The organism is Streptococcus bouchesdurhonensis (assembly GCF_948472335.1).
Genome location: NZ_CAOKTW010000001.1, coordinates 502,419 through 515,262, shown reverse-complemented (window position 1 = coordinate 515,262; position 12,844 = coordinate 502,419). Strand labels below are relative to the sequence as shown.

General features: G+C 42.2%; 10 protein-coding genes and 1 pseudogene. 10 read left to right on the top strand and 1 reads right to left on the bottom strand.

Annotated features, from left to right (window positions below; translation table 11 throughout):
* The first annotated feature begins 86 nt into the window (after nt 1-86).
* The 8 genes and pseudogenes from murB (at nt 87) to alaS (ending at nt 8,720) form a co-directional block, all read left to right on the top strand.
* Entirely contained in the window at nt 87-992 is a 906-nt protein-coding gene (gene murB / locus QMQ21_RS02470) for a UDP-N-acetylmuramate dehydrogenase (protein ID WP_261813844.1), read from the top strand.
* Between the two features lie 159 nt (nt 993-1,151).
* A complete protein-coding gene (locus QMQ21_RS02465; RefSeq protein ID WP_000742895.1) occupies nt 1,152-2,309 on the top strand; it encodes an ABC transporter ATP-binding protein in 1,158 nt (385 codons plus the stop codon).
* Nucleotides 2,290-3,096: an ABC transporter permease gene (locus QMQ21_RS02460; protein ID WP_004258194.1), complete on the top strand. Its 807-nt coding sequence runs from the start codon at nt 2,290-2,292 to the stop codon at nt 3,094-3,096. The genes QMQ21_RS02465 and QMQ21_RS02460 overlap by 20 nt, the downstream gene beginning before the upstream one ends.
* Complete coding sequence (locus tag QMQ21_RS02455) at nt 3,093-3,866, top strand: ABC transporter permease (protein WP_000712740.1); 774 nt, start codon at nt 3,093-3,095, stop codon at nt 3,864-3,866. The genes QMQ21_RS02460 and QMQ21_RS02455 overlap by 4 nt, the downstream gene beginning before the upstream one ends.
* Nucleotides 3,863-4,933 (top strand): ABC transporter substrate-binding protein, encoded by a 1,071-nt coding sequence (locus QMQ21_RS02450; RefSeq protein ID WP_261813843.1) that lies wholly within the window; start codon nt 3,863-3,865, stop codon nt 4,931-4,933. The genes QMQ21_RS02455 and QMQ21_RS02450 overlap by 4 nt, the downstream gene beginning before the upstream one ends.
* A gap of 150 nt (nt 4,934-5,083) precedes the next feature.
* A complete protein-coding gene (locus QMQ21_RS02445; RefSeq protein ID WP_033684910.1) occupies nt 5,084-5,335 on the top strand; it encodes a hypothetical protein in 252 nt (83 codons plus the stop codon).
* Nucleotides 5,336-5,609: 274 nt separating this feature from the next.
* Nucleotides 5,610-6,081, top strand: a pseudogene (locus tag QMQ21_RS02440) (LURP-one-related/scramblase family protein).
* A gap of 20 nt (nt 6,082-6,101) precedes the next feature.
* Nucleotides 6,102-8,720, top strand: a complete 2,619-nt coding sequence (gene alaS / locus QMQ21_RS02435) for an alanine--tRNA ligase (RefSeq protein ID WP_261813841.1) — start codon at nt 6,102-6,104, stop codon at nt 8,718-8,720.
* An 89-nt stretch (nt 8,721-8,809) separates the two neighbouring features.
* Here alaS and QMQ21_RS02430 read toward each other — a convergent pair whose 3' ends face one another.
* Nucleotides 8,810-10,264, bottom strand: coding sequence for an alpha-amylase (locus tag QMQ21_RS02430; protein WP_261813840.1), 1,455 nt, complete (start codon nt 10,262-10,264; stop codon nt 8,810-8,812).
* Between the two features lie 177 nt (nt 10,265-10,441).
* On the opposite strand from QMQ21_RS02430, the gene QMQ21_RS02425 reads away from it, so the two are divergent.
* Entirely contained in the window at nt 10,442-11,191 is a 750-nt protein-coding gene (locus QMQ21_RS02425; protein ID WP_261813839.1) for an ABC transporter ATP-binding protein, read from the top strand.
* Complete coding sequence (locus QMQ21_RS02420; protein ID WP_261813838.1) at nt 11,172-12,806, top strand: hypothetical protein; 1,635 nt, start codon at nt 11,172-11,174, stop codon at nt 12,804-12,806. Before QMQ21_RS02425 ends, QMQ21_RS02420 begins: the two co-directional genes overlap by 20 nt.
* Nucleotides 12,807-12,844: the final 38 nt, after the last annotated feature.

Here is a 12,844-nt window from a genome sequence, read left to right as displayed (position 1 = left end):
TTAAAATAAGCCCAAGATTTTTTTAGGGTCGTCAAATGGTCTTAAAAATGGTATAATGGAATGAATTTTGTAAAAGGAAGAGTGTCATGTCAGTAAGAGAAAAAATGCTTGAAATCTTAGAAGGAATTGATATCCGTTTCAAGGAACCCTTGCATAGCTATAGTTATACAAAAGTAGGTGGAGAGGCCGATTATTTGGTCTTTCCACGAAATCGTTTTGAGTTGGCGCGCGTTGTTAAATTTGCCAATCAAGAAAATATTCCTTGGATGGTTCTTGGAAATGCTAGCAATATCATCGTTCGTGATGGAGGGATTCGTGGATTTGTCATCTTGTGTGACAAGCTCAATAACGTTTCCGTTGATGGCTATACCATTGAAGCAGAAGCTGGTGCTAACTTGATTGAAACAACTCGCATTGCCCTCCGTCATAGTTTGACTGGCTTTGAGTTTGCTTGTGGGATTCCAGGAAGCGTTGGTGGTGCTGTCTTTATGAATGCGGGTGCCTATGGTGGCGAGATTGCTCACATCTTGCAGTCTTGTAAGGTCTTGACAAAGGATGGAGAAATCGAGACCCTGTCTGTCAAGGATTTGGCTTTTGGTTACCGCCATTCAGCCATTCAGGAGTCTGGTGCAGTTGTCTTGTCAGCTAAATTTGCCCTAGCCCCAGGAAGTCATCAGGTTATCAAGCAAGAAATGGACCGCTTGACGCACCTACGTGAACTCAAGCAACCTTTGGAATATCCATCTTGTGGTTCGGTATTTAAGCGTCCTGTTGGTCATTTTGCAGGTCAATTAATTTCAGAAGCTGGCTTGAAAGGCTATCGTATCGGTGGTGTTGAAGTGTCTGAAAAGCACGCAGGATTTATGATCAATGTTGCTGATGGAACGGCTAAAGACTACGAGGACTTGATTGAGTCTGTGATTGAAAAAGTCAAGGAACACTCTGGCGTTACTCTTGAGAGAGAAGTTCGTATCTTGGGTGAAAGCAAGTAGGAAGTTGTAGCTGAAAAGCTGCTGCTATGTCATGGAAAGGGGGTGAAAGCCTATCGTTAGTGCAGATGTATGCAGGTGGTTTTACACCCTGCAAGAGGTAGTAGCGGTCTGACAGAGCCCTGATCTGTTAATCTATGAAAAAGAAGGAATAAATGACAATTGAAAAAACCAATTATTGAATTCAAAAACGTCTCTAAAGTTTTTGAAGACAGCAACACCAAGGTTCTCAAAGACATCAACTTTGAGTTGGAAGAAGGGAAGTTCTATACTCTTCTAGGCGCGTCTGGTTCAGGGAAATCAACTATCCTTAACATCATTGCAGGGTTACTGGATGCGACGACAGGAGATATTTTACTGGACGGTGTCCGCATCAATGACATTCCAACCAACAAGCGAGACGTCCATACAGTCTTCCAATCCTATGCCTTGTTTCCACATATGAATGTGTTTGAAAATGTTGCCTTTCCGCTCCGCTTGCGTAAAATTGACAAGAAAGAAATCGAGAAACGCGTAGCGGAAGTTCTCAAGATGGTTCAGTTGGAAGGTTACGAAAAACGTTCCATCCGTAAACTCTCTGGAGGACAACGTCAGCGTGTGGCTATTGCCCGTGCCATCATCAACCAACCCCGTGTGGTTTTGCTGGACGAGCCTCTGTCAGCGCTGGACTTGAAATTAAGAACAGATATGCAGTACGAACTGCGTGAACTGCAACAACGATTGGGCATTACCTTTGTCTTTGTCACTCACGATCAGGAAGAAGCCCTGGCTATGAGTGACTGGATTTTCGTTATGAATGATGGCGAGATTGTCCAGTCTGGAACACCTGTGGATATCTACGATGAGCCGATTAACCACTTTGTTGCCACCTTTATCGGTGAGTCAAATATCTTGCCAGGAACCATGATTGAGGACTACTTGGTTGAGTTTAACGGCAAACGCTTTGAAGCGGTCGATGGTGGGATGAAGCCGAATGAACCTGTCGAGGTCGTGATTCGTCCAGAGGACTTGCGTATTACCCTTCCTGAAGAAGGCAAGCTCCAAGTTAAGGTCGATACCCAGCTTTTCCGTGGGGTGCACTATGAAATTATCGCCTATGACGAACTTGGGAATGAATGGATGATCCACTCAACCCGTAAGGCCATCGTGGGTGAGGAAATCGGTCTGGACTTTGAACCAGAAGACATCCATATCATGCGTCTCAACGAAACTGAAGAAGAGTTCGATGCTCGTATCGAAGAATACGTAGAAATTGAAGAGCAAGAAGCAGGTCTGATCAATGCAATCGAGGAGGAAAGAGATGAAGAAAACAAGCTCTAAACTCTTTGTAGTGCCCTACATGCTTTGGATTGCCCTCTTTGTCCTGGCACCCTTGGTCTTGATTTTCGGACAATCCTTTTTCAACATCGAAGGCCAGTTCAGTATAGAAAATTATAAATCTTACTTTGCTTCACAAAACTTGACCTACCTCAAAATGAGCTTTAACTCCGTGCTTTATGCAGGAATTGTGACCTTTGTGACCCTCCTTATCAGCTATCCAACAGCCCTCTTTTTGACCCGTCTCAAGCACCGTCAACTCTGGCTCATGTTAATCATTCTGCCGACATGGATTAACCTGCTCCTCAAGGCCTATGCCTTTATCGGGATTTTTGGTCAAAATGGCTCTATTAACCAATTTTTGGAATTTATCGGAATTGGTTCGCAGCAGTTGCTCTTTACCGATTTCTCCTTTATCTTTGTCGCAAGCTACATCGAGCTTCCCTTTATGATTTTGCCGATTTTCAATGTCTTGGATGATATGGATAACAACCTCATCAATGCCAGCTACGATCTCGGTGCGACCAAGTGGGAAACCTTCCGCCATGTCATCTTCCCTTTATCGATGAATGGTGTGCGAAGTGGAGTTCAGTCTGTCTTTATCCCCAGCTTGAGCCTCTTCATGCTGACCCGTTTGATTGGTGGGAACCGTGTTATTACGCTGGGAACGGCTATTGAACAGAATTTCCTAACCAATGACAACTACGGTATGGGTTCAACCATCGGTGTAATTCTCATCTTGACCATGTTCATCACTATGTGGGTGACCAAGGAAAGGAGAGAACGATGAAAAAATTTGCCAACCTTTATCTGGGACTGGTCTTTCTTGTCCTCTACCTGCCAATCTTTTATCTGATTGGCTATGCCTTTAACGCAGGCAATGACATGAATAGCTTTACAGGCTTTAGCTTGAGCCATTTTAAAACTATGTTTGGCGATGGTCGTCTTATGTTGATTGTGACTCAGACCTTTTTCTTGGCCTTCTTGTCAGCCTTGATTGCGACCATTATCGGGACTTTTGGAGCTATTTACATTTACCAGTCTCGTAAGAAATACCAAGAAGCCTTTCTTTCACTCAATAATATCCTCATGGTTGCGCCTGATGTTATGATTGGTGCCAGCTTCTTGATTCTCTTTACCCAACTCAAGTTTTCACTTGGCTTTTTGACCGTTCTATCTAGTCACGTGGCCTTCTCCATTCCTATCGTAGTCTTGATGGTCTTGCCTCGACTCAAGGAAATGAACGGTGACATGATTCATGCGGCCTATGACCTTGGTGCCAGTCAATTTCAGATGTTTAAGGAAATCATGCTTCCTTACCTGACTCCGTCTATCATTGCAGGTTATTTCATGGCCTTCACCTATTCGCTAGATGACTTTGCCGTGACCTTCTTTGTAACGGGAAATGGCTTTTCAACCCTGTCAGTAGAGATTTACTCTCGTGCTCGTAAAGGGATTTCGCTAGAAATCAATGCCCTGTCTGCCCTTGTCTTTCTCTTTAGTATTATCCTAGTGGTTGGATATTACTTTATCTCACGTGAGAAGGAGGAGCAAGCATGAAAAAACTCTATTCATTTTTAGCAGGAATTGTAGCCATTATCCTAGTCTTGTGGGGAATTGCGACGCATCTAGATAGTAAAATCAATAGCCGAGATAGTCAAAAACTGGTTATCTACAACTGGGGGGACTATATCGATCCAGAACTCTTGACTCAGTTTACAGAAGAAACAGGAATCCAAGTCCAGTATGAGACCTTTGACTCCAACGAAGCCATGTATACCAAAATCAAGCAGGGTGGGACAACCTATGATATTGCCATTCCTAGTGAATACATGATCAACAAGATGAAGGACGAAGACCTCTTGGTACCGCTTGACTATTCAAAACTTGAAGGTCTTGAAAATATCGGACCAGAGTTTCTCAACCAGTCTTTTGACCCAGGCAATAAATTCTCTATCCCTTACTTCTGGGGAACATTAGGAATTGTCTACAATGAAACCATGGTAGATGAGGCGCCTGAGCATTGGGATGACCTCTGGAAGCCAGAGTATAAGAACTCTATCATGCTTTTTGATGGGGCGCGTGAGGTGCTGGGACTGGGACTCAATTCCCTCGGCTACAGCCTCAACTCCAAGAATAGCCAGCAGTTGGAAGAGACAGTGGACAAGCTCTACAAGTTGACTCCAAATATCAAGGCTATTGTGGCGGACGAGATGAAGGGTTACATGATTCAGAATAATGCTGCAATCGGTGTGACCTTCTCTGGTGAAGCTAGCCAAATGTTAGAAAAAAATGAAAATCTCCGCTATGTGGTTCCGACTGAGGCCAGCAACCTTTGGTTTGACAATATGGTCATTCCCAAAACAGTCAAAAACCAAGATGCAGCCTATGCCTTTATCAATTTTATGTTGAAACCTGAAAAGGCTCTCAAAAATGCAGAGTATGTCGGTTATTCAACACCAAACCTACCAGCTAAGGAATTGCTCCCAGAGGAGAAAAAAGAAGATAAAGCCTTCTATCCAGATGCTGAAACCATGAAACACCTAGAAGTTTATGAAAAATTTGACCATAAATGGACAGGAAAATATAGCGACCTTTTCCTACAGTTTAAAATGTATCGGAAGTAGGAGTTAGCAGTCACGAAACGAATCAGTCAAGCTGGTTCGTTTTTTAATATAAGTCAGTTTTTACAGCCATATCTTTTTCTATTATATTCTATTCTATTTGCTTGCCCAGTAGTATACTAAGTTTAACCTTACAGAAAGCGGTAACAAACAATGGAAATGTCTACTTTTTTCAAAAAAAGTTTCTGGCCAACCTTTTTGACTGTTCAGCAAACATATATACTATTTTATCTAAAGGATGGTTTGGATCGACAATACCTAACAACTGATTCCATACATTTGGTGATAGGGTTCTTTATATTTGCAAATATTTTCGTAGCTATCTTTAACAATTCAAAACTTTGGGATAAAAGTTGGGATAAAAAGAGTGATAGCAGTAAGAAAAAATATATTCTGAAAAAGTAATCGGAGATGTAGAGAATTGCTCTGATTCAACGGAGATGATTTCCAGTTGACGCAAGCTTAAAAAAACGTTATAATAAGAAAGTTGAGAATTGATTTTCACTTGTCTTAGTCCAGAGAAATGGCGGTGCTGCGAGCCATCTAAGCTAGAAAGTCATGCTACTCAATCATACAATTGCATAAGAATAAGAGAATGACAAGTTCATTGAATGAAGGTGGTACCGCGGTTTTTCGCCCTTCGTGATATGAGCTTGTCTTTTGATTTTTGGAGGTGTTGATGAAAACATTTCTTGTCAAACAAAAGTTTCGTCTTGGAGGCGAACGCTTCGCTATCAAGGATGACAGGGGAGAAATCGCCTATCAGGTGGAGGGATCATTCTTTAAGATTCCTAAAACTTTTACCATCTATGATGCTAATGGTGAACAGATCAGTCAGATTAGTAAAGAAATCTTGACCTTGCTTCCTCGTTTTGAGATTCAGCTTTGGGATGGCTCGAGTTTTGTCATTCGTAAGAAGTTGACCTTCTGGCGAGATAAGTATGAGTTTGATAATCTGGGGCTTCGTATCGAGGGCAATATCTGGGATTTGAATTTCAAACTACTGGATGATCGCGGAAATCAGGAAAGAACTCTTCCATCTGACCTCTACTTATAACGTAACAGTCCTTGAGGACGCTTATGCAGACCTAGTCATTTCCCTCTGTGTCGCAATTGACTATGTGGAAATGCTGGAAAGCCAATCAAATTAAACAAGTAATAAGGAGACAATATGAAACAACTATCTAGTGCACAAGTACGCCAAATGTGGCTTGATTTCTGGGCGACCAAAGGTCACTCAGTAGAACCATCAGTGAGCTTGGTTCCTGTAAATGACCCTACACTTTTGTGGATCAACTCTGGGGTAGCAACCCTTAAGAAATACTTTGACGGGACCATTATCCCTGAAAATCCACGTATTACCAATGCCCAAAAGGCTATCCGTACCAACGACATCGAAAACGTAGGGAAGACTGCGCGTCACCATACCATGTTTGAAATGTTGGGGAACTTCTCAATCGGAGATTACTTCCGTGACGAAGCCATCACTTGGGCTTATGAGCTTTTGACCAGCCCAGAATGGTTTGACTTCCCAGCTGAGAAACTTTACATGACCTACTATCCAGATGATAAAGATTCATACAACCGCTGGATTGAAGTGGGAGTGGATCCAAGTCACTTGATTCCAATCGAGGACAACTTTTGGGAAATCGGTGCGGGACCTTCTGGACCGGACACAGAGATTTTCTTTGACCGTGGAGAAGCTTTTGACCCAGAAAATATCGGTCTTCGCCTTCTTGCAGAAGATATCGAAAACGACCGTTATATCGAAATCTGGAACATCGTTTTGTCACAATTTAACGCAGACCCTTCCGTTCCTCGTAGCGAATACAAGGAATTGCCACACAAGAATATTGATACGGGCGCTGGTTTGGAGCGTTTGGTGGCCGTTATCCAAGGGGCTAAGACCAACTTTGAAACAGACCTCTTCATGCCGATCATCCGTGAAGTGGAGAAATTGTCTGGTAAGGTTTATGACCAAGATGGCGATAACATGAGCTTTAAGGTTATCGCTGACCACATCCGTTCACTTTCATTTGCTATCGGTGATGGTGCCCTTCCAGGAAATGAAGGTCGTGGTTATGTCCTTCGTCGTTTGCTCCGTCGTGCTTCTATGCATGGTCAAAAATTGGGAATCAACGAGCCTTTCCTTTACAAACTCGTTCCAACTGTTGGTAAAATCATGGAAAGCTACTACCCAGAAGTGCTTGAAAAACGTGACTTTATCGAAAAAATCGTTAAGAGCGAAGAAGAATCATTTGCTCGTACCCTTCACTCAGGTCAACACTTTGCCCAAGGCATTGTAGCTGACTTGAAAGAAAAAGGTCAATCTGTCATTGCTGGTCAAGATGTATTCAAACTTTATGACACTTATGGATTCCCAGTTGAATTGACTGAAGAAATCGCTGAAGAAGCTGGCATGACTGTAGACCGTGAAGGATTTGAAGCAGCCATGAAAGAACAGCAAGAACGCGCGCGTGCCTCAGCTGTTAAGGGTGGCTCAATGGGTATGCAAAATGAAACCCTTCAAAACATCACTGTAGAAAGTGTCTTCAACTACAATGCTAGCCAATTGTCTTCTAAATTGGTAGCTATCGTGGCTGACAACGCAGAAGTAGAAGCTGTATCAGAAGGAACTGTCTCACTTATCTTTGCGGAAACGCCATTCTATGCTGAAATGGGTGGACAGGTCGCTGACCACGGACAAATCATGGATGAGTCAGGTAAGGTTGTGGCTACTGTGACAAATGTTCAAAAAGCTCCGAATGGACAAGCTCTTCACACTGTTAACGTCCTTGCACCGCTTGCCTTGAACCAAGAATATACCTTGGCAATTGATATAAATCGCCGTCACCGTGTCATGAAAAACCACACTGCAACTCACTTGCTTCACGCTGCCCTTCATAATATCCTTGGAAACCATGCAACACAAGCAGGATCTCTTAACGAAGTCGAATTCCTTCGCTTTGACTTTACCCACTTCCAAGCTGTAACTGCTGAAGAATTGCGTGCGATTGAGCAGCAAGTCAACGAGAAAATCTGGGAAGCTCTTGAAGTGAAGACAGTTGAAACGGATATTGACACTGCCAAAGAAATGGGCGCTATGGCCCTCTTTGGTGAGAAATACGGCAAGGAAGTCCGTGTTGTCACTATCGGTGACTACTCTATAGAGCTTTGTGGTGGTACCCACGTTGGCAACACTTCTGAAATTGGCCTCTTCAAGATTGTCAAAGAAGAAGGGATTGGATCAGGAACTCGCCGTATCTTGGCAGTGACTGGTAAGGAAGCCTTTGAAGCCTATCGTGAACAAGAGGACGCTCTTAAAGCAGTCGCAGCAACCTTGAAAGCACCTCAACTTAAAGAAGTACCTCACAAGGTAGAAGGACTTCAAGAACAACTTCGTCAACTTCAAAAAGAAAATGCTGAGTTGAAAGAAAAAGCTGCAGCTGCAGCTGCAGGCGACATCTTCAAGGATGTGAAGGAAGTCAACGGTCACCGTTACATTGCTAGTCAAGTGTCTGTATCAGATGCAGGTGCCCTTCGTACCTTTGCAGATAACTGGAAACAAAAAGACTACTCTGATCTTCTTGTCCTAGTTGCTGCTATCGGTGACAAAGTCAATGTTCTTGTAGCAAGCAAGACAAAAGACCTTCATGCAGGAAACCTTGTCAAAGAATTGGCACCAATCGTCGATGGACGTGGTGGTGGTAAACCAGACATGGCCATGGCGGGAGGAAGCAATCAAGCTAAAATCCAAGAATTGTTGGATGCAGTAGCAGGTAAATTGTAAGAAAATAAAGATCTATCCATTTGGGTAGGTCTTTTTGTGAATGCAAAAAAGCCAAATCCGATTGGACCTGGCTTGAATATTATGAACTATTAAATAGCATTGGCTGCCCAGACACTTACCGAAGCAGCTGAGACTGGGAATTGTCCATAACCTTCCTCATCAATTGTAACTTGACCTTGGTGGTTTTCAAGTAAATCTACAAAGGTTTGGTTAGCCCATTCTTGGCCGACAAACATTGACTTGCTGTTTTCTTGGTCATTTGAGATAAGGACTGCGATTGGGGATTGATTTTCAGCACCTGAACGTACCCAACCGATACAGTTAGCATCATCAAAGTAGTCATTTTGTTCTCCATATGCCAAATCTTTTCGGATGGCTAGGAGGCGGTCAAGGACTTCTTTGAAATCTTGTTGAGCATACTGCCCTGAAATCCCATAGTAGTCTCCGTAAAAGACACATGGAAGGCCATCTTGGCGTAAAAGAATGAGGGCATAGGCTGCTGGCTTGAACCATTCTTCAACAGTAGACTCAAGAGCCTGACCACGTTGGGTATCGTGGTTGTCGACAAAGGTTACAGCCTTGTAAGGTTTGAGTTCAACCAAGCTATCTGTGAAAATGCCGCGAAGGTCATAGTTTGCGCCAGCTTGACTGGCTTCAAAGAGATTCTGGTGGAGACGAACATCAACAAGGTCGAAGCGTTCTTCCGTTTTTTCAAGATAGTCCAGATTGGCTTCCTTGTCAGGATTCCAGAATTCACCAAAAACATAGAAATCCTCACCGTATTTTTCCTTCATATCACGGATAAAATTGCTCATGAAGAAAGAGTCAATGTGTTTAACGGCATCCAAGCGGAAACCAGCTACACCAGTAGTTTCCATGAACCAGTCAGCCCAGTCATAGATATTTTGGATGACTTCAGGATGTTTAAAGTCTAGGTCGGCATACATGAGGTAGTCGTAGTTACCGTTTTCATTATCGACCAATTCCTCATTTGCCCAACCTTTGTTGTCTCCTTGAATCAGATAAATCCCAGACTTACGACGTTTGGCATCATAGTCTGTACCGGTGAAGTGGTACCAGTGCCAGTGGAAGTCATTGTAGGTATTTTGACGACCATCGAAGGTAAAGCTAGTCCAGCCATTGATAGTGAAGGGTTCTCCAAGTTCAACTGTACGGTCTACAGGATCCACTTCAATAACCTGAAAGGCTTCCATGTGATCAGCAGCAGCCTTGTGATTGAGTACCACATCGGCCATAGGTTGAATTCCCTGTGCTTTTAGAGCTTGAATGGCTTGAAGATAGTCTTCTTTAAAACCATACTTGGTGCGGACAGTTCCTTTTTGGTTAAACTCGCCTAGGTCGAATAAGTCATAGACCCCATAGCCTACATCTTTTTCATTGGTAGCCTTGAAAGCTGGTGGCATCCAGACATGGCTGATACCGAGATCAGCTAGGTGTTGAGCATCTTCAGCCAGACGCGTCCAGTGCTGACCGTCGTGGGGCAGATACCATTCAAAGTATTGCATGAGTGTTTGATTTTGCATGATGTTTCCTCTTACTTGTCAATCTTGTTCTTTATTCTATCATAAAGTATTGGTTAGCTCAATCGTTTGCGTAAAACTGAATAATAAGTTTTTGACTATTTTATATAAAATGTTGATTTTTAAAATGAAAGCGCTATAATTATAGTAAATTACATAGATAAAGAGAGGAGATTTCTCATGATTGAATTTCAAAATGTTAGTAAGTTGTATGGTGATAAAGAGGCCTTGAGCAATCTCAATCTGCAGATTGAAAATGGAGAGATTATGGGCTTGATTGGCCATAATGGGGCTGGAAAATCGACCACTATAAAATCCTTAGTCAGTATCATTTCACCCAGCAGTGGTCGTATTTTGGTAGACGGTCAGGAGTTATCGGAAAATCGCTTGGCTATTAAACGGAAGATTGGCTACGTAGCGGACTCGCCTGACTTATTTTTACGCTTAACGGCTAATGAATTTTGGGAATTGATTGCTTCATCCTATGATCTGAGTAGCTCTGACTTGGAGGCTAGTCTAGCTAGGCTATTGAGTGTTTTTGATTTTGCTGAAAATCGTTATCAAGTTATTGAAACTCTTTCTCACGGAATGCGTCAGAAAGTCTTTGTCATCGGGGCACTTTTGTCTGATCCTGATATTTGGGTCTTGGACGAACCCTTGACTGGTTTGGATCCCCAGGCTGCTTTTGATTTGAAACAGATGATGAAGGAACATGCACAAAAAGGCAAGACGGTCTTGTTTTCAACCCATGTCCTAGAGGTAGCTGAGCAAGTCTGTGATCGGATTGCTATTTTGAAAAAGGGGCATTTGATTTATTGTGGTAGTGTAGAGGACTTGAGGAAAGACCATCCAGACCAGTCTTTGGAAAGTATCTACCTTAGCCTTGCCGGTAGAAAAGAGGAGGTTTCAGATGCGTCTCAAGGTCATTAAGAAATTAGTTGATATCAATATCCTCTATTCATCTCAAGAAGCTAATCTGGCTAACCTACGAAAGAAGCAGGCTAAGAATCCTGGGAAAAAAGTAAATGTTTCCGCTAGAGTCCTAAGTTCTTACATTTTTTCTAGTCTCTTGATGCTTTTCATGTTTATAAATATAGCCTTTCGTTTTCCTTTTGAGGAAATGCCTGTTTATTTTAGTTTTATGGTTACTATTTTACTAGTGCTTGCCTTTTCAACTTCTTTAACTGCCTTTTATAATGTCTTTTATGAGAGTAAGGACTTGGTATCGTATAGACCCTATGCCTTTAAAGAATCAGAGATTATAATTGCTAAAGGACTGTCTGTCCTCTTGCCAGCTCTAGCTGGAATTGTACCAATCCTAGCTTATTTTATAGTCCTCTATATTAGGCTAGCACCTTCTCTTTGGCTGGGTTTGCCTTTGATGTTGCTGTCTTTGGCCTTATTATTTGTCTCTGTTACTTTAGTGATGGTAGTGGCAGTACATTTCTTGGCTCAGACTACTGTCTTCAGAAAGTATCAGTCTATTTTTTCGAATGTGATGATTGGGATAGGAGTTCTCATACCTTTAATATATGTCTTCTTTCTACAGTCGACTTCTGGACGTATTGTTGACAAAGTTAGAGACATTCCATTTCTCCTTTATCCTATTCATCTCTTTTACAAAATAGCAGTGGAGCCTTTTTCGACAGAAGCCATACTGGGTCTGCTCGCTTGGATAGGACTAACTCTCTTCTTGCTTTACTTGAGCAAAAAGAAGGTTTTTCCTCATTTTTATGACGTGATTCTGCTTAACAGTGAGGAGAAGGTCAAAAAAGAACGTCGCAATAAGGAGGGGCTTTCAACTACTAAAAAGGGCTTTTTCCGTATGGTTTTACACTACCACCTCACCCTTTTGGGACAGGGGACTGGCGTGATTACAGTGCTTTTTACAAGTGCTTTCCTTCCTTATCTCATGATGATTGGTCTGATTTCCAAAATTCGAGATTCTCAGATAGTTCCAGATATTCATCCTCCATACTGGCTACCCTTGTTTTTTATAGCTCTCTTTATAGCTGTTGTTAATAACAATATCACCAGCCTGCATTCAATTGCCTTGTCCTTGGAGAGGGAAAATGTTGATTTTCTTAAGAGTTTACCCTTTGACTTTGCTCGTTATGTGAAAGTGAAATTTTGGATTATCTTTGCTGTCCAGTCCTTTTTACCAGTTCTGACTTTACTTGGCCTTTCTCTATATCTAGGCTTGCCCATCCTTTCAATGATTTACCTTCTTGTGGCATGGATCCTTGCCAGTGTCATCCTTTCTTGCCACCATTACCTTAAGGATGTGAAAAATCTTTCAACCAATTGGAGTAGCATTACGGACTTGGTGAACCGTTCAAATCGTATAGTCGCAATTGTTTTACTCTTAATTTATAGTGTTATCTTAATGATTTTAGTCATAGCAAGTTTGTTCTTGGTTCAGTCTCTCGCCTCTGTCCTTGCCATCAGCTTGGGAGTAGGAGTTCTTATCCTCTTGCTTGGTCTTGCTATTTTTGGCTATCATTACTACCTGTCACGCATATTGGCAGAAATAGAAAAAAGATGAGCTAGTTGGTCTCTCGCTTGATAAATTCAATTCGACAA